The organism is Desulfomonile tiedjei (assembly GCA_016212925.1).
GTDB lineage: Bacteria > Desulfobacterota > Desulfomonilia > Desulfomonilales > Desulfomonilaceae > JACRDF01.
This window is the reverse complement of sequence record JACRDF010000011.1, coordinates 76354-95019: the sequence shown is the minus strand read 5'-3', so window position 1 is coordinate 95019 and position 18666 is coordinate 76354. Positions and strand designations below refer to the sequence as shown.

Sequence of the window (18666 nt, the reverse complement as noted above, 5' to 3'; positions counted from 1 at the left end):
TTGGCTGAGAGTGTATGCCCCATCCCGGGAGGCCGCCCACCGGAAAAAAGTTTCCCGGGACGGGGTATCCCTCAACCCTCCATTCACACAACAAACAACAAACTATTAAGATATTCCGGTCGCGGTGAAGGTTGAGGATAGGCCAAGAGCAAGACCGAAGTCAAGACTTTTTACGGGGTGGGTGCACGCAATGCGGATCTGAACAAGCGGCGCAGTCCTGGAGATACAAACGTGAATCGCACCGTTGCCTCATGCTGTTCTGAGGCCTCCGCGACAGTCAGGACCTTCGCGAACAACTCGCTTGGTGAGCCGTCATGAGAATCTTCCATCAATTCCATTCTGATCTCTTCTCGGACCAGGATCGCTTTAGGGGCCAGGATCACCGCTGAGTTCTCCGACAAGTGGGTTATCCAGACCAACCCTTCCACAGGTCGGACAATGTTTTCATCAATACGACACATCCTGAACGGAATTTTCTCCTCAACCCGCACCGGAACATCCACGGTGTCGGGAAGCTGAACATTATAAGGGCCGGCCATCGCGCGGAGGCTATAAAGACTCACCGACTCACGAATACCTTTCATACGGACGCGGATCACGTCCCGCAATTGGGCAATCTCGCGGACTCGGTCAAAGGCGGAATTACTGACAAGCACCTCCCCTCCAACCGCGTAGGATTCTATGCGGCCGGCAAAATTTACTTCAGAGCCCACAATTCCGTATTTGGTCCGTCTTTCCGAGCCTATGTTGCCAACGACTACCGACCCTGTGTTTACTGCGATGCCCATTTCCAGCCGTGGAAGCCCGTCAGCCTGGTTCATGGCATTTATGTGGTCCATCGCCGCCTGCATTTCGATCGCGCAAGCAATCGCACGAGCGGGATGGTCCTCCATGGGTGTGGGCGCGCCGAAAAAGGCCAGAATGCCGTCTCCTTCGATCTCGTCCACAGTGCCGCCATGATCCAACAGAATTTCGACCATTTTCCCCAGGTAACGGTTCAAAAGACGGAGGACCGCCTCAGCCGGCATTTCGGCAGTGAGGGCAGTGAAGCCCCTCACATCGGAAATAAGGATCGAAATCTCCCGGTTTTCACCGCCGAGCTTCAACCCGTCCTCCGCCTCCAACAGTTGGTCAACGACATCCTGAGTTAGGTACCTGCCGAAAGTATCCCTGATAAAGTCACGCTGCCTGAGACCGGCAGCCATAGTGTTGAAGGCCTCCACAAGGTGGCCCAGTTCGTCTCGTGAGATCACAGGCAGAACCTGTTCGTAGTTTCCTCGGCTCAGTCGAGAAGCAGCCTCGGAAAGCATATTGATCGGCCGAGCGATCTTGTGCGCCATCTTCACCAAAACCACTGAGAGCACGAGAATCGACGCCAATCCCAGGCCCAGGTAAGCCCACGCCAACTTCAAAATCGGCGCTACGGCCTCGGCCAGAGGCACCTCCAGACCTACGAATAGATCTCCCTGGCGGGTTTTCTGGAAGCCGCCGTACCAGAAGGCCTCATCCACGGTTCCAACCGAACTCCACCGATTCTGGTCTGCGCCCAAGGCTTGCCGCATCCTGACGTGGAGATCGGCACTCGATTCTCCCAGCTTGTGGCCGATTTTTTCTTCGCTGCTGTGAATAATATATCGGCCGTCACGTCGAAATATGGAAAAGACGGTTCCTCTGTGCTTTTCCAAGATTTTAATTCTTGGCAGCTTCTGTCGTATGGTGGACAGCGGCACGTTGAACCCCAGGACCCCCTTGACTTCCCCGCTTGGGTCAGCCACCTTTTGCGCTACCGTCATCACAAGTTCAGATGAAAAAGGCGATAAATAAGACGCGCTCACAACGGTGTCATCACTATCGAGCGCGGCTTGATACCACGGTAAGAGGCGAGGTTCGTATCCTTGAGGTATCTCCCTCTGTTCCAGGCCGGAAATGAATCTTCCGTCCGGAAAGGCCACGAACGCACATTCTACAGGGAATTGGCTCGCAATTTGGAGAAAGAGATGCCTGTATTGGGCATCGGTGAAGTCCACCATGCCCGCCTCCATGGAAGAGACTTTCAATGTCTGGATTCCCACTGACAAACCCGAATCGATCTCATCCGCGGCCTGCTGCAAGCCAAGCGTAGCCAGTTCCGTCATTTGCTGCAATACGATCTGGCGAGCAATCACGAAAGAGAGGATACCTGCCAGAGAAATTATGACGATGACAGGGAGCAGAATGTACACGAGAAACTTGTTACGGAGCTTCCTCATGGTTTACTGTTCTCGCATCACAGGGTTTCCACGTGATGGACACGATGACCCCGTTGCCGAATGGGATTCCCGGATAAATTATAGACGCAGCAAAAGGTATTGTCTTGTTTCATTCGCACTTAACCGTCTGTCGTCCACTGAGGCTTACCCCGTATTCTACCTTAGACGGCAATGTCCTCCATTCGTTCTATCACGGCCCTTCCGAATCCCGAGCAGGACACTTCCTTGGAGCCCGGCATCAATCGAGCGAGGTCGTAAGTCACTGTGCCGGCCTGAATCGCGGCAGACATTGCTGAAACGATCAGACCGGCCTCTTTTTCCCATCCCATGTGATCGAGCATCATCGCACCCGACAGCAGCAGGGAGCCCGGATTGACCTTGTCAAGACCTGCGTATTTTGGAGCGCTGCCGTGCGTGGCTTCAAAAATCGCACAACTATCGCCTATGTTCGCGCCGGGAGCCATGCCCAGCCCGCCCACTTGTGCTGCGAGAGCATCCGAAAGGTAATCACCGTTGAGATTCGGCATGGCCAGGACTTCATATTCCTTCGGACGAAGCAGCACCTGCTGAAACATTGCGTCCGCTATCCGATCGTTCAGCAATATTTTCCCCTCAGGGATTGCTCCGCCCTGGATGTCGGCAAGGTCCCGTTCCAAGACCACTTTATCCGCGAATTCCTCTTGGGCCAATTCATATCCCCAATCACGAAAGGCCCCTTCGGTAAACTTCATGATGTTCCCTTTGTGAACCAGGGTAACCCTCTTCTTGCCGTTTTCCAGGGCGAACTGGAGGGCTCGGCGCACGAGCCTTCTCGTTGCATGGGGGCTCATAGGCTTTACGCCCACGCCTGAAGCAGGGTCAATCCGCACGGCCATCTTGTCGCGAAGGAATTCTATGACCTTAGCCGCGTCCGCACTACCTGACGGCCATTCGATACCCGCATAGACATCTTCCGTATTTTCCCGGAAAATCACCATGTCCACGTCTTGGGGCCGCAGAACCGGGGAGGGTGTCCCGGGAAGATATCTCACGGGTCGAATACATGCATACAGGTCCAGTTTTTGCCTCAGCGTGACATTGAGGCTTCTGAATCCACCGCCCACCGGCGTGGTCAAAGGGCCTTTCAGGACCACTACCGCTTTTTGGATAGCGTCGAGGGTATGCTCGGGTAGATATTCACCGTAAGCGCGGAAGGATTTTTCCCCCGCGGGCAGCTCCCACCATTGTATTTTGCGTGTACCTCCGGATGCCTTAGCTACGGCCGCATCAAATACCGGCTTTGCCGCGGCCCAGATATCGGGCCCCACACCGTCGCCCTCAATGAAGCCAACAATCGGATTCTCGGGAACCGTCAATTCACCAGACTGCTTCAATGTGATGGACTTCCCTCCCGAAGGAGGAGATTGAAAATGCTGTTTCATAATTTCACTCTCCGCAAAGGGTTATTCATGAATTGGCGTTCGCTCTCGCCAGATGGCTGTCATGAAAAGATTGTGATTTTAAACAGGATACAGGAAAAGCCTGCTTGCCATAAACCGGCGGCTACTTCAGTAGCCGAGGCATTTATTTACCGTCACAAAAGTCACCCAGGGCGGGTCGGAATGTTGGCCCAGCAATTCGAATCCCTGGTCGGAAAACAGCTCTATTAGCACTTCGCTCTGTGGGGCGTCAATACCGGACACGATCCAGGTCTTATGCAGGGGGACACCTTTTAAAGGCACCAAGTCTCGCAACACACTGAATGGCAAATTCGCGGTAATGAGGTCAAATGGCTCATCAACGAACAGTCTTAACTCACTTTCCACAACATTTATCTTGGATGCAAGGGAGTTCAACCTCACATTTTCTCTGGCGGTGAGGGCTGCCAGGTGGTTTCTGTCAACCGCGGTAATCCTCTCCACGCCCAAGGCCGCGGCAGCCAACGCAAGAATGCCACTGCCCGTCCCAAGGTCCAGCATTGAGGTTATCGACCGCGTCCGGATGATTTCCTCCATGAAGCGGAGGCACGAAACCGTCGTAGGATGGCTGCCGTCACCGAAGACGACCGAAGGGTCCAACAACAATGAACCGGAAGGCGGTGCAGGATGATCGGCCGAAACGAAAACGACGCTGCCGACGGCCAGTCCCGCTGGAGGAACGCCAGTCTGCCAGTCGCGGTATCTCATTTCATGGCGCGAACTCAGTATGCCGCCCTGTGCGGAAATCAGCGAATTAACATAATTGTTTTCAGGAGCAGTAAAGAACAAATAAGAGAATTCTTCCTCGTTCCAGCGGCCCACGTAAGACGAAGGTGCGGAAAAAACGTCTTCCTTCACTTCCCCCCGAATCTCATAAATAAACAGCATGTCATCCGGGGAAATCATCGGCAAGGCCTCACGTGGTTCCCGCCAAAAGCCGACCTGTCAGTCCGCACCTTTGATTTCACCCACCTCGCGCACAATGGCCAGATAGGTCTCAACTGCGGCCAACAAGTCGTTCTTGGCTTGCGCGAGATCCGCCAGCTCGCCGGAGGTCAAAAAGTCCCGTTGCAGAAGACCGTCAATTCGACGATTGATCTGAATGATCTGCTCAGGCGATGCCAGTTCTCCCATGTCAAGCTCCAACTCTTCTGCTGCTCCTTCGGGAGCCTCCAGCTTGGCAGGTTTGAGCTGATCCATCCAACGATCCTGATCTTTCCATTTGCTGATCGTGGCGGGGCTTACTCCCACACGGCGTGCGAGGTCTTTGTTAGTTAGGTTCCCTTCCGCGTCGAGATAGATTTTCAGGGCCTTGTCACGAGCAGCTTTCTTTCGCACGGCCCCTCCTGCCGCCTTGCCTTCAGGCTGCTGGGTACCCTTCAGTTGCGAATCCCAGCCATCATCGCGTTTCCACCGACCTACGGTGAGAGGGTTGACGTTGACTTCCTTTGCAATCTCTCGGTTAGTTATTTTTCCTCCGGCTTTGAGGAACATTCTTTGGGCCTGCGTACGAGCTTCTTTTTTCATCAGCTGCTCCTTCCAATTCCGTCAATTACTTCTCAGTGTTACGCCAAATAAAGTCACCCGCCTCCTCTTGTATGTTAAGCAAACTTTTCTCAGAAAGCAAATAACATTAGCCGGGACTAAAAAACAAACAATTTACGGAATTGCCCCGTATTTTCAAGGCAAAAGGCATTGCCGCCGATGACTCCGCCACCATTCCCAGTGAGAATATAGAATGATGTCACTATGTTGAAAATATGAAGTAGACTATTCTGCGGAAACATTTGAGACTCTATTTTATAGCCGTGCCAAAAGCTTGAGCCTTGTTGAATACCCTCAATGCGATGCATCGGTCGATCCGGTCGTCGCGGCCGGCCACCACTCTGAAGCAGTGGGTTTATAGGCGCATAACGAGCCTGCACAGGGACAACGCGTGTGACCTGGATCAACTTTGTCGAAAAGGCAGCTCGCGATTGGCGTGACGGTGCTTGAGCGAGGCATGACTCGCATCCGCAATAAACCGAAACAGTATTTTCTCCCTAATAGGAAACGAGCTGAAACTTACAATGACGATACACCGAGACTCGAACAATAATATCCGGAGCAACACAAGATCACCCCGGGTCAAAGCGGAACAACTGCCCGGAAAAATCATACCAAAGGTTTAGCTGTTGGATGAACTGGTGCCTGAGGACGGACTCGAACCGTCACGGGGACTAGCCCCAAGGGATTTTAAGTCCCTTGTGTCTACCTATTCCACCACTCAGGCGCCTACCGGAGTCATCACCAAGATATCAATTTCCTGAGAGGCTTTCAATCTATAAGCAGTAAACGTTCAGTCTTTCGGGGTCACCACGCGGTCAAACGGAATTAGAAACAACAACAGGCCCCAAACGTGCATACTCAAACCGGCACCCCACTTTTGCCGGGACGGACAAGTCCCTAAACATTAATATGTAAAATGTCATTGGACAACGGCCCCGCCGGCCGTCACATAAATCACGGGATCGCCGGATGGATTGGAGATAACGAATGAGTCGTCTTCCTTGACATGCACTGCATGACCGCGGGGCAGAGTGATTTTTCCGCTGGTGGTGTGCATCACTAGAGGCCCCCCCACTGCGCATAAGATCTCTTCGTACCCCTTGCCGGCCTTTACGAGCCGATCTCCTTCACCCCCTTGAAGGATACCGAAAACCAGGTAGCACGCAGTGGAATGGAGATCTTTTTCCCCTAGAACATATTCGCCCCCCTGAGTACGGGCGCGACGCTCCAGGTCGAACAATTTCACTCAGGCGGCTCCTTCCGCGGGTGCCACGGAGAATAAGGGCCGTCGTGACCATGGCGCTCTTTGTCGCCAGCGGAACGGCGTGCTCCGTCAGAGGACTCAAAGCTGGGGCCGAGGCTAATTCCTATGGTTATCTTGCCGGTGTAAACCAAAAGAAGGTAAGGATAGTTGGTGCAGTACTCCGCACCCACGGCTCTGATTTGCCGGGTGTAAAGCACGTCAAGGTCGAGATCTCTGAAAAGCTCTTCTGCGCTCGTCCAGCAAAGATCAGTTATGGATGCCATGGATATAATTCTCCTTGGATGGCGCTGCTACACGGTATTTCAGGGCTTCCCAAGTTAGGACGGAAATATCAAGGCTGACAATCCCGTGTTGCGTTGCTGTAAAGTCGCTTCTAAATCTCCTCAGCGCGTCTGTCAAGGAATTTGTGCAAGCGTTTGTAAGCCTCCAGTTACGCGGGGGAATTCGGAAGTGCCGCCCACGTTAGTGCCGGCAACTTGCCCGCCGCCGGTTGACGGCTCCGCTTCCCCCGCATGACCGAGCGGTCCCGGGATTCCGTTCAAATCTTCGGTACTGCCGGCGACCGGATCGGTAGAGGCGGCAAAGTCGCCACGCCAACGATCCACAGGGCCGATTGTTCTCCTTTGCAAGGCCGACACGCAATGCTATCATACACCAAGCGACTTTCCACAACATGAATCAAATGGAGCAAGTCCGAGCCGCAGCGGTTTACAGGAGAGAGGGTCATGTCTTTACCAGTCTCGTCGGATCGAGTTTGCGCGATTTGCGGAGACAACGAAGCTACCTTGCCAAAAGACGAAGCCGCACTTTGCGGGACCTGTAACGAGAAATCCGAAATCCTCTTTGATCGGGAAATGCGAAAAGTGGAACTTCTCCGCACTATTCGCGGCCTCGACGTGGAATTGTACGATATTAAACATCCGGATGCGCTGGAAGAGAAGAATCACTGCGGTCAAGTGATCATAATGAAAGCGGGCCAGGGGTTCGAGGTCAAAATATGTTTGAGGGCCGCGGTCTTGGATTGGATGCAGCCTTTGTCGGATGAAGGCACCGCCTTTAGCTCGTTGGATGCGCGGCTGGACGCCCTCATTGGGAATATATCGCTGCTGATAGAGTCCTGGGGCGGGGGTCCTTATTACATGGACATATTTTATGTGGACAGGGTTGTCTCCACGGAAGGTGAGGTCTAGGGGGCCACGAAGTCGACGAACTTAGTGTTGAAAAGCGTCTTGTGCTACAATGATGCAAATTAGACCAGACTGGAGACTGTTCCGTGTTCGGCATATCAATGTGGGAAGTGGTTTTGATCCTGGTGGTGGCCCTGATTGTTCTGGGCCCGAAGCAGCTTACGGAAACTGCTCGGGTATTGGGGAAATTGTACCGGGAAATCCAAAAGATGGCATCGGATGTTCGCAATTCGGTCGACCTGGACGCGCTGACCTCCACGAATCACTACCCGGAACCGCCGACTCATAAACCTGAGCCGACTCCGTCTCCGCCAAAGGATCAGGGCCTGATCCCTTCTCCCGGCGAGAAATCAGGGCCGGATTTCTACGCGGACCTGCTGGAAAGCTCCAAAGAAGAAGAAAAGCCGGACGAAGCTTCGGCCGCCAACGCAGAGGAGTTTAAAGAACCCGCCTTGGATGAAATCCAAAAGGATGCGGTTGGGGACCAGCCTGTGCAAGCGAACCCTGGTCAAGCGCAAGCCAAGACCCTCGATGCCGAAAGCAAACCCGAGGATAAATCAAAATAGCCTTCAATGGGATCGAACGTTCGTTGAATTCCCCAAGCTACAGAGGGACAACGAGACCGGCTTCTCGAATGGGAAAACTGTAAGGCCGGCGAGTACCATACGATTGTGTCTTAGCAACGTCATGTCAGCCCGCACGAGAAATCTGAAGGATTGGCTATGAGCGAAATTCTCCTTCTTCTGAGCCCGCGCTGGAAAAAATTCCGCAACATTCTGAAAAACAGACGAACGGAAAAAATGCGCCTTCCCTTCCTGACAATCCTGGTCGTCGCCCTATGGGTCGTTATATACGTGGCCTTTGTGAAGTCATTGATCTATTTTACGTCGGAAGAAATGTTCGGCACTGTCGCAGCCACCAAGCTTTTGTCAATGATACTGATGACGTTCGCTTTTGTAGTAATCATTAGCAATATCATAACCACATTTTCCACGTTTTATCTTTCGGAAGATCTGGAACTGGTAATGGCCGCGCCCGTTGCGATTAGCTCGCTGTATACCGCGCGGTTCCTGGAGACGATGGTAGATGCTTCGTGGATGGTCGTTTTATTTGGCCTGCCGGTTTTCCTGGCATATGGCAGAGTCTTCTCAGTTCCGTGGACCTTTTACGCACTCAGCCTTGTCGGGTTTTTGTCTCTATTGGTTATTACCACTTCGGTAGCGGTCTTTGTTGTTCAGACCCTGGTAAGGACTTTCCCGGTCAGGCGGCTGAGGGACCTATTCGTATTTGTCGGCCTGTTGATTTTTGTCGGCGTCTATTTGTTGTTCCGAATGATCCGTCCGGAGGAGTTTCTCAACCCGGAAGGGTTCGCTTCCGTGATGGACTATCTTTCGATAATGTCCGAATCATCCTCGCCTTTGCTGCCTACAACCTGGCTGATGGAGGCGCTGCGACCATACATCACCGGTTACGGCTTTGAGCGGACGCCGCTGTTCATGGGGCTGCTCGTTCTCGGCGCGGTCGCGGCATACCGATTGGTCGGCCACGGCCACGAGGCCATGCACTTTTATGGTTATTCCAAAGCCGTTGAGTCAAAAGGGGCACGATTGACCAAAAGTCGCGCTGTGACCTTTCTGGCTAGAGTCCTTGGTTGGAGAATGGACCAGTCCACGGTTCGGCTGGTGATCAAGGAAATGCTCCTGATGGCGAGGGATTGGGGGCGCCTGAGTCAACTCCTATTGTTACTCGCACTTATAGTGGTCTATTTGTATAACTTCAGCGTCTTACCCTCCCTGGAGACACCCGAGGCGACATTAATGTTGAAGAGCGCTGTCGCTTTCTTGAACATCGGGCTGGCAGGGTTTGTACTGTCGTCTTTGGGGGTCAGATTCCTTTTCCCCGCCGTCTCGTCGGAAGGCAGGGCTTTCTGGGTCCTGAAGGCTTCGCCGGTTGGGCTGCGCAAGGTTTTGTGGGTAAAGTTCGTTTTCTATCTGGTTCCGATGCTGTTTTTGGGGCTAATCCTTGTCATAGCCACAAACAGGCTGCTCGGCCTGGGGCTCGCTATTTCCCTGATCTCTACAGTCACGGTCGCGGGCCTAACATTGGGCATAACAGCTCTCTCCGTCGGTATGGGAGTCATTTACGCGGATTTCAAGCAAGCAGACCCCAACAGAGCTTTCACCAGCTTCGGGGGGCTTGTAACCATGATCTATTCCGCGTTGGCCGTCTCCGCTGTGGTTCTGCTGGAAGCTTTCCCGGTATACCGAATAGTGACCGCGCCCTACTTTGAGCATATGTTCAGGACGCGGGATTACCTGTTAATCGCAGGGTGTTTTGTCGGGGCGATTGCCGTGACGGGGTTCATTGTAATCCAGCCGCTCAGAGCCGCCTTGGCACGAATTACGGAGCTGGAGATATGATTGACCGAAGCGATTGCTTCGTTTAATGATGCGATGGGCAATGAAACAATTGTTGCAAGGACGCATCTTCAGGCAATCTTATTCTTTGGTGGGACGGGCATCTTGCCCTTCATTTCAATAGACAGGCGAGACGCCTGTCCCACCCATGGAGTTGCTTTGCGGTTTCACTCCTCGCAATGATGTTTCCGGGTCGCATCTTGAAGTAAAGCCTGAGAGCCCTATCGTCACAGCATAGGCAAAACCTTCGATGTCAAAGAACCATCCGTTATTTTAGAGACGTTTATTGAAAGGAGGTTAGCGAGAGGGATTTCCGCAGAGGATTCCTGACCGCGAGAGATATGGTAACCCGTGAAGAAGTGCCTATTCGTTGCGGAAGTATTGTTCTTGAAGGCGTTCTGGAGGTTCCTGACAACACTGCCATGCGTCTGGGAGGAGCGGTGGTTTGCCACCCCCATCCCCAGTTCGGCGGCAACATGTTCAACAATGTGGTGAGGGCCTTGAGAAAAGCCTTCCTGGAGCAAAACCTGATCTGCCTTCGATTCAACTTCAGGGGCACCGGCGGAAGCGAAGGGGCTTACGGAGGGGGTATAGACGAAATTGAAGACGTGCGAGCGGCCCTGGATTTCGCAGAAGGCCTCGATCAATTGGACCCAACGAAGCTGGTCCTGGCAGGGTACTCTTTTGGCTGCTGGGTGGCCCTGCACGCGGCCGCTAGCGACCCACGACCTTCCAGGCTGATCGGGATCTCACCGCCGGTGGATGAGTATGACTTCAGCTTTCTCAAGGAAGAAAACAGGCCCAAGCTACTGGTGGCGGGTGATAACGATTTTGTTTGCTCTTTGCCCAAGTTCCGGCAACTGCTGGATGAAATCCCGAACCCGAAGGTCGGCAAAATCCTGCCAGGGACCGACCACTTCCACGTAGGCCGCGAGGAAGCCCTTATCAGCGAAGTCAACTCATTCTTGGATATCTATCCCCTGGACAACAAGGCCGAATGACCAATGCTCTCCTCGTTCTCGGGCTCGGCCTGGGAACCAGACAATAACCAGCGCATTGACCCGGAGAACTTTTCCCGTGAACTAAAGAGGGCGCTCGACCCGGAATGACACTTTCGCGCGCACCCGCCACACATCTATTTGATCGTTTATCATTCGAACGTCCTGCTCGACCACGCCGATTCGAGTTATGCCGCGCAGGGTTTTCTGAGCCTCGGCAATGACCTGCTTCATGGCGTCGTCCCATCCCAATTGCGATTCGCCCACCAACTCGATAATCTTAACCACAGACATTTTCCTGCCTCCTAGCAACATTGCAAGTATCTGAAAAAATTAATTAGTCCGACACGTTTTGTCTCACATTGCTCGCGCCGCTGTCAAGGCCGGAGGCCGAATCCAGGCTATGGGTGCCATTGATTGGAAGGGGTTGCTAGCCGGAGGTTTTTGAACTATTCTAATTCGCCACAAAAATCCAAACACAGGGTGCAACAAATGGGGCTTCTATCACGGTCTGTTTCCATCATGCGATATCGGGTTCGCGGCGAATTGGCGGGTTCTTTCTGGGATTCAGTGGATGAAGGGGTAAGAAAAGGCGCGTTCAGAGAGATCGACACCACGGGAGATGAGGTAGGCATGGGATGGGTAGCGATGGAGGATTTCGCAGCCAATGACTTCAAGGGAGCCTCTTATCTTCGAGGGAATTACGTTGCGCTTTCCCTCCGTATAGATACGGTCCGCGTCCCGCCTCGAATACTCGAGATACAAGTCCGGAAGGAAAGCGCGAAGCTCCTGGAAGAATCAGGAAGACAGAGGCTCTCTTCCGCTCAGCGTCGGGAACTCAAGGAGCGCGTCAAGGAGACCCTGAAGCGCCAGGTGTTCCCGTCCATCCAGGTTTTCGACCTGATCTGGGACACGTCGAAATCTGTGGCTTATTTCGGCAGCCACTCGGTCAAGGCCAGGGACAGGATGGAAGGCCATTTCAAGAAATGCTTCGGACTGACTCTGGTGCCCTTGATTCCATACATCCGAGCTACGGAATTGCTTACGGAGAAGTCACAGCAACTGGTACTCGAGCAATTAAAACCGTGCTCCATGGCCCCTTGACCCAACCGAAAAGGAATAAGGAACATAACAGTATGGATTTTATAGATATATTAAGCCAAAAGGCCTTTCTGGGCCGAGAGTTTCTTACGTGGCTCTGGTTCAAGTCCGACCGGGCCGGAGGGCGAATCGAGATGCCGGGAAATAAAGCTGCCGAGGTGCTTTTCCTGGACAGAATGACCCTGGACCTCTCGGACGCGGAAACACCCCAGACAGTGATGCTCAAGGGCGAGTATTCCGAGCTTAGAGAAGGCCTCGCGGCGCTCAGGGAAGGCAAGAAAATCGAAGAGGCGAGGATTTCGGTGAGGGCTGCCGACAACGACTTTACCATGATACTCAAAGGCACATGGTTTTCCTTCGGGTCACTGAGGACTCCGCCCATTCTTCCTGCATCGGACGCGGACGAGGAAGAACCTGTTGAAGGAGCGTTCCTGGAGAAGGTTTCGCTGATTGAGGAGAGCATGGAGATCGTGGACTCGCTTTTCGCGTACTTCCTGAAGCTCAGGACATCCGACCAGTGGGAAACCGAGGAACTCCCCGCTTTGCGGCGCTGGGTGGAGTCAACTTCCGCTTAGAGGCGTGGAACGGCCGGGAAGGGTAGGGAGACTCTTGACCTCATGGGGTAAGCATTCAGTCTTGCGGGGGTAGAAAAAATTCTGAGCCCTGAAGGGGCGTACCAATGGTAGCCACGGGTGTAACCCGTGGACCGGAAGTACTGCTACGGCCCTGAATCATCGACCCTGGAGGGGTCGACCAATCCCGAAGTCCAACTCACATTTATGGTCGACCCCTCCAGGGCCGGTGATCCAAATGATTGTGTGGACGGTTCTCCACGGGCTCACGCCCGTGGCTACTGTTGGGCTGCCCCTTGGGGGCATGGGAGGCGCTCCCGCACGTCACTGAATGCTTACCCTCAAGGGACATTTGGGCATTGACAAGCAATGTCTTATGATCCAAAATAAACGGTCTCAGGTTGGGGATGACAGGTCGACCTTGCCGGCCCCAAGACCGGAGACTTTGCTACATTTATTCCCCGATAGCTCAATTGGCAGAGCGGGTGGCTGTTAACCACTAGGTTGTAGGTTCGAGTCCTACTCGGGGAGCCAAAAAAGATAAATCATCCCGCTCGGTTACCGACAAGCCGCAGCGGGATTTTTCGTCTCGGAACCAGGCTTACGCCAATTTTGTGCCAAGTCTTGGGGCAACCCCGCTCTGAGGCTTGAATCAAATTGATCAACTCCGGCGAGGAATAGTGGGTCGTGATCCTTCCCGACGCATGGAAGCAGAGGTTTGGCCGGTCCTCCGGAATTCCGCGGAATTCCGAAATACCGGGGACGCCACGATCAATTTCTTTTGCTTTGGGGCCGCTGGCCGAGGTTTCTTCTCCGGTAAATCCCAACGGACGCCTTCTCTAATCTTTGGACAGGCTCGCTCTCTCTCAAGGCTCGCCCACGGACTGCTCGTGGCATCTAAACATGCGCCCATCCGCAGGAGACAGACAATGAATTAAGTGTGGAGTCCCCCGAATTTGCCACGGGATTTGGCGAAGCGGGAGGTTCACCATTGCCCGGATTTTAACGTGCGTAGTCAACCTATTGTTATATAAAGATGATTTACCCAATTGACAGATAAGATTAATAGCTTGACTTTAATGGTGAAGTCAGTACCTTGGGTATCACATTCTTGATACTTCTGAAGAGGTGACATGGAGCCAATCCCGCAAGCGCAGGTGATAAAGAGAATCCAGACGGAAAACATGTGGTGGAATGACCCCTATCGCATCACGGATTTGTACTACCGATTTCGTCATCGCGCTTATTTCGATCTCTTGCTCCCTTTAGTGGAGGAAATCTCGGTCAGGAGAGCAATCTTATTGATGGGACCCCGGCGTGTTGGGAAGACAGTCCTAATTCACCACATAATACAACGACTAATTGACGATGGCATTGACCCAAAACAAATATGCTACATTTCAGTTGATCATCCAATTTACAATGGGTTGAGCCTGCAGGTATTGCTAGAGCTGTTCTCTAAAGCAAGCGGAGTTACCCTTACGGACAGACAACTCTTTGTGTTTTTTGATGAAATTCAATATTTGAAAGATTGGGAGATCCATCTGAAGGCAGTTGTCGACACGAACCCACATATCAAATTCACTGCCTCGGGGTCGGCGGCGGCGGCATTACGATTAAGAAGCAGGGAATCGGGAGCCGGGCGTTTTACGGATTTCTTGCTTCCTCCACTCACATTTCATGAATACCTCGACTTGCTCGGAAAGGATGACTTGGTTGACTCTGACGACTCTGCTTTGTCCGTCACGGCTCCTGATATCAGGGCACTAAATGACGCCTTTGTGCATTACCTCAATTTTGGAGGCTATCCGGAAGTAATCTTTTCGGAGCGGATCCAGTCTGACCCGGCTCGATTTGTTAAGGCGGATATAATTGACAAAGTGCTTTTACGTGATCTGCCCAGCTTGTATGGAATTCAGGATATTCAAGAATTGAATTACCTATTTACTACGTTAGCCTTTAATACTGCTAATGAGGTCTCACTGGATGAACTTTCACGCAATTCGGGGGCGGCCAAGAATACAATTAAGCGCTACATAGAATATCTCGAAGCGGCATTTCTCATCAAAGTCGTTCACCGGATTGATCGAACGGCCAAAAGGTTTCGACGTGCCAATTACTTCAAGATTTATCTGACCAATCCTTCCATGCGCAGCGCGCTATTTTCGCCAATTGGTGAAAACGATGAATTTGTCGGACCGCTTGCTGAGACAGGCATCTTGTCGCAGTGGTTTCATTCAGATGAGTCTCTGAATTATGCAAGATGGAGGGACGGCGAAGTTGACATAGTCTATCTGGACCATCGGCAGCGGCTCTGCTGGGCGGTTGAAGTTAAATGGAGTGACAGGTTTGTTCAAAACCCTTGGGAACTTAAGAGCGTCATGCAGTTCTGCCATTCCAATAATCTGGAAGAAGTGACTATTACATCTCGTAGTGTATCGGCAATTCAAGTCGTTGAAAATATCCGCATGGAATTCATCCCTGCAAGTCTGTACTGCTATTCTGTTGGCCGGAATCTGATCAAAGGACGAGGCATTACATCAGTGGGCGATGAATGCGCTATCGAGTAGGCCTCGTGAAGCTAAAGAGACTACGAGAAAAAGAGTGCGGGACTTTTGCGGGATTCGGTTACGGACGGTTATGGATTGTCGTGGGTTCTTGCAACGGGCTTAGCCGACAACATCTTGTTTTTGGTGATTCTACGCCTAGTGCAGGCGACTGTTAACCACTAGGGTGTAATGGTTGAGGCTTTAGCCGAAATCCCGCATGAGGCGGGATTCGATCCCGCGCGACGCGGGACTACTCGGGGAGCCAAACAAGATAAATCATCCCGCTCGGTTACCGACAAGCCGCCGCGGGATTTTTGGTTTCAGCACGAGAGTCGAGGATTGGGTGCAGGTCCACTCCTGGCTCACGTCCGAACCACCTCATGTGGCCGCCGCATGAGCCAAGACGAGACTTGATAATCATAAAAAGGGGCCACTGAGTTGGGGAATATCACATCCCCGATTCAGTGGCCCCTTTTTATGGGTGACCCCTTTTCCCCCTCTTTGGGCTTCTATAGCAGTTCCCGAAAGTAATGACGGATTGACTTATGGGTTTCCCGCCAACGCGGGACTGGCTTGTCCAGCAGTGCGGTTCCATTCAGAAAGAACTTTCGAGAATCACTATATGTAAATGAACATGTGGGGCATCCCGCGTCCCGCGAGACCGCCACCACATTATGGTAGCGGCCAGAGCCTGCCCCGGACCACGATCCGGGGTCCCTGCCGGCCATGGCTAATGGTAATTCGTTTGACGCTCACTGCCACGATTGGGCCTAATACCAGTTCGCTATTGTTGTCGTAACACACGAGATGTTAGCTGTCATTGCGAGGAGCGAAGCGACGAAGCAATCTCTCGCCCCAGAGATTGCTTCGGGCTTCACGCCCTCGCAATGACAACTGTTCGCAATGTTGTATTTTTTATGGCGAATTGGCATAAATCCGCCCCATAGGACAAGTCCATGTCCGATTGGTCAGAAATTCAGTTCCGCGCCAAGGCCCACAGCGACCTGGCTTCTAGTCAGCGTGGCAGTTTCATCTGCCGCTCCCGCAAAACTGGCGGAGGCAAGTGTCACTCCCCCAACAACGAGGGCATTGTTCAATATCTCGTCCAGGTTGCCCCTTCCCCTGACGCTCAACCAACTCCCCTTGGCCCAGGCCTTGAGCGAAAAGTTTGGACTGAGTTTCATATCGTACTCGAAGTCCCCCTCAAGTTGCGCGCCTGTTCGAAACATCGAGTAATTCCACTCAATGCCGGTTGTTAACAGGATAGCGCCGACAAAGAGGTTGTTGACGAAATGATCGGGGACCTTCACGGCCGCACTTACAAATGGGGTCCAAGAAAGCGAGCATCGGTAATTGGGCCCCATGAACCGGACGCCTAGATAAGGCGTCCAAAGCTTGAGCTGGAAGTCAGCGCCGGCTGTGTTTGTTATGACAATGCCCGGAGCAGGGCTTAGAACGGAATTGATCGGGTTTCCGAACTGATCTCGAGGGTTGTCCAGACCGAATGACAGGTGCTCACGCCTCAACGCTGCAAAGACCGCTAAGCTATTCGAGATCCTGTACGCGAAACCGCCCTCGACGGCCCACCATTCCAAATGAGACGCGTCCCACCGGGAAGGGAACAAGCCGCCTGCAACAACGTGGAGCGGTTCCTCACTGGTAACCGCGCCCACGCTCCTCTTCGCGTTGCCTTCAGCATTCACAAAGAGTGAGAAAGCAGGGGTCAGCCAGCCCTCCAACCCCACGGATCCTACCCAGACATGGGCATCGCGCAACTGAATATCAATGGGAGTACTCGCGCCAAAAAACGGAATGGCGGATGCAGTCGGAAGGTTGAAATTCAGACCTATCCACTGATGGCCCGCGCGGACATTCGGCGTCAAGACCATCCCTGCGACATCGAACGAGGCGAATCCCGGAACCGACCCGAGAAAAGCCTCGCCGGGGGAACCCATTCCAAACAGCCCCTGTGCACCTGCCGAGGTTGCCAGGGTTGTGATCAGCAACAGCGGCAGCACCCACAAAAGCCATCTGGACCTAATGTAAGCGGACCTCATAACTCCCTCCAAACCCAATGCAAAATGAAAAACAGCACTATCCCCCCGTGGGGGGCGCTGCTGAGAAAAAAACAAGCTGAAAATCTGGGAACGTAAGATAACTTGTAGCTAGAACTGGGCCACAAAGTCAAGGAAAACCTGCGGGTTAAAGTAACACTTTAGTTACGCGAGGACACTCCATCTATGCAAGCAAGAGATCTTTCACCGGAGAGCCCGCGGAGCGTAAGGCGCACGGCCGAGCCTGTCCCAGAAGCCAAAAGGAAGTCTAAATCGTGCCACGATCACGGAGGTAGTTGCTTTGTTACCCTCACCCCAGCCCTCTCCCGCAGGGAGAGGGGGCCCTCTGGAGCCGCTTTCAAGTCCCCTCTCCCCTAGGGAGAGGGACAGGGTGAGGGGCATTCCATTGTTATTTCATTGCCCGCCGCGCTCCGGGTCGAAGAATTCGGGATACAGTTTTTTTGCGCATTCCGGGCAGAGGCCATGGCTGAAATCCGCTTCGGAATGGTCGCGAATGTAGGCCTCAATTTGCTGCCAGTACCCCTTGTCGTCTCTTATTTTCTTGCACGAGGCACAAATGGGCAGCAGGCCACTTAGATTCTTGACCTGGGCTAGAGCGGCCTGAAGCCTAAGGATCACTTTCTCTCTCTCTTGCTCGGCTCGCGTGCGCTCCGCGACTTCTCTCTTCAGGTTCTCGTTTGTCTTTCGCAATTCCGCTGTGCGTGCCTCGACCCGTTTCTCCAGTTCTTGCCTGAGCATCTCGTTTTCATGGAGTTGCATGGTTTCGCGGGTGAGATCTTCGACCAGCACTAGGACAAAGCGCTCGTTGACTATTCGGATGGGTCGGAAAGTCATGCGAGCCCATACTATGGAATCTTCTATCCTCAGAGGTCCTTCACTGACGCGTGGCTTCCTGTCGGAGAAGACTCGCCCCAGAACCGCTTGCGCCTTTTCAATAGCTGATGGTCCACCAAGAAGATTCGCAAAGGGCTTGCCCTGAATTTTTTCGTACGCAGCGGTAAATCTTCCGCAGGCCTGATTCGCTACGGCAACATCCAGATATTCATCGAGTAAGAAAGCGGGGATCGGGAGAGCTTGGATTACTTTCCCGAAGGTTGTAGCCCAGATTCCTCCTCTTACGTCGAAGCTGCCGGAAGTCGTCACGTCGCGGGTAAACAGGGACCTTAGCTCAATGGATTCCGTGGACTCGTAACCGACACGGAGCGGTCTGGGTGGCTCTTTCAACTCAATAAAGCAATCGCGGCGCAGT

At 53.0% G+C, this 18666-nt stretch carries 15 protein-coding genes, 2 tRNA genes and 1 pseudogene; 8 read left to right on the top strand and 10 right to left on the bottom strand.

Features of this window, described 5'->3' with window-relative positions; translation table 11 throughout:
• Positions 1-170: 170 nt before the first annotated feature.
• From HY913_06320 to HY913_06290, 7 genes are all read right to left on the bottom strand, one after another.
• The gene (locus HY913_06320; protein MBI4962871.1) at positions 171-2249 is read right to left on the bottom strand and encodes a HAMP domain-containing protein; all 2079 of its coding nucleotides are present in this window, start codon (positions 2247-2249) and stop codon (positions 171-173) included.
• Between the two features lie 161 nt (positions 2250-2410).
• Positions 2411-3670, bottom strand: coding sequence for an isocitrate dehydrogenase (NADP(+)) (gene icd, locus HY913_06315; protein ID MBI4962870.1), 1260 nt, complete (start codon positions 3668-3670; stop codon positions 2411-2413).
• Between the two features lie 126 nt (positions 3671-3796).
• Entirely contained in the window at positions 3797-4612 is an 816-nt protein-coding gene (locus HY913_06310; GenBank protein ID MBI4962869.1) for a 50S ribosomal protein L11 methyltransferase, read from the bottom strand.
• A gap of 39 nt (positions 4613-4651) precedes the next feature.
• The gene (locus HY913_06305; GenBank protein ID MBI4962868.1) at positions 4652-5233 is read right to left on the bottom strand and encodes a winged helix-turn-helix transcriptional regulator; all 582 of its coding nucleotides are present in this window, start codon (positions 5231-5233) and stop codon (positions 4652-4654) included.
• A gap of 657 nt (positions 5234-5890) precedes the next feature.
• Positions 5891-5978 (bottom strand) — tRNA-Leu (locus tag HY913_06300).
• 195 nt (positions 5979-6173) lie between these two features.
• A complete protein-coding gene (locus HY913_06295) occupies positions 6174-6500 on the bottom strand; it encodes a hypothetical protein (GenBank protein ID MBI4962867.1) in 327 nt (108 codons plus the stop codon).
• Complete coding sequence (locus HY913_06290) at positions 6497-6781, bottom strand: hypothetical protein (GenBank protein ID MBI4962866.1); 285 nt, start codon at positions 6779-6781, stop codon at positions 6497-6499. The genes HY913_06295 and HY913_06290 overlap by 4 nt, the downstream gene beginning before the upstream one ends.
• Positions 6782-7243: 462 nt before the next feature.
• Between HY913_06290 and HY913_06285 the strand changes: the two genes are divergently transcribed.
• The 4 genes from HY913_06285 to HY913_06270 all read left to right on the top strand — a co-directional run bounded on the left by HY913_06285 (position 7244) and on the right by HY913_06270 (position 11123).
• Positions 7244-7708, top strand: a complete 465-nt coding sequence (locus HY913_06285) for a hypothetical protein (GenBank protein MBI4962865.1) — start codon at positions 7244-7246, stop codon at positions 7706-7708.
• A gap of 83 nt (positions 7709-7791) precedes the next feature.
• A complete protein-coding gene (locus HY913_06280; GenBank protein ID MBI4962864.1) occupies positions 7792-8271 on the top strand; it encodes a twin-arginine translocase TatA/TatE family subunit in 480 nt (159 codons plus the stop codon).
• A 156-nt stretch (positions 8272-8427) separates the two neighbouring features.
• Entirely contained in the window at positions 8428-10125 is a 1698-nt protein-coding gene (locus HY913_06275; protein ID MBI4962863.1) for a hypothetical protein, read from the top strand.
• Positions 10126-10463: 338 nt separating this feature from the next.
• Positions 10464-11123 (top strand): alpha/beta fold hydrolase, encoded by a 660-nt coding sequence (locus HY913_06270; protein MBI4962862.1) that lies wholly within the window; start codon positions 10464-10466, stop codon positions 11121-11123.
• Positions 11124-11204: 81 nt separating this feature from the next.
• Here the strand turns inward: HY913_06270 and HY913_06265 are convergent, their stop codons facing one another.
• On the bottom strand, positions 11205-11414 hold the full coding sequence (locus HY913_06265; protein MBI4962861.1) for a dodecin domain-containing protein: 210 nt from the start codon (positions 11412-11414) through the stop codon (positions 11205-11207).
• A 198-nt stretch (positions 11415-11612) separates the two neighbouring features.
• On the opposite strand from HY913_06265, the gene rdgC reads away from it, so the two are divergent.
• The 4 genes from rdgC (at position 11613) to HY913_06245 (ending at position 15363) form a co-directional block, all read left to right on the top strand.
• On the top strand, positions 11613-12224 hold the full coding sequence (gene rdgC / locus HY913_06260; GenBank protein ID MBI4962860.1) for a recombination-associated protein RdgC: 612 nt from the start codon (positions 11613-11615) through the stop codon (positions 12222-12224).
• A 32-nt stretch (positions 12225-12256) separates the two neighbouring features.
• Positions 12257-12796: a hypothetical protein gene (locus tag HY913_06255; protein MBI4962859.1), complete on the top strand. Its 540-nt coding sequence runs from the start codon at positions 12257-12259 to the stop codon at positions 12794-12796.
• A 455-nt stretch (positions 12797-13251) separates the two neighbouring features.
• A tRNA-Asn gene (locus HY913_06250) sits at positions 13252-13327 on the top strand.
• Between the two features lie 599 nt (positions 13328-13926).
• Positions 13927-15363, top strand: a complete 1437-nt coding sequence (locus HY913_06245) for an ATP-binding protein (GenBank protein ID MBI4962858.1) — start codon at positions 13927-13929, stop codon at positions 15361-15363.
• A 947-nt stretch (positions 15364-16310) separates the two neighbouring features.
• On the opposite strand, the gene HY913_06240 is transcribed toward HY913_06245, so the two are convergent.
• Entirely contained in the window at positions 16311-17399 is a 1089-nt protein-coding gene (locus HY913_06240; protein MBI4962857.1) for a hypothetical protein, read from the bottom strand.
• A gap of 411 nt (positions 17400-17810) precedes the next feature.
• A pseudogene (locus tag HY913_06235) lies at positions 17811-18023 on the bottom strand (response regulator).
• Positions 18024-18666: the final 643 nt, after the last annotated feature.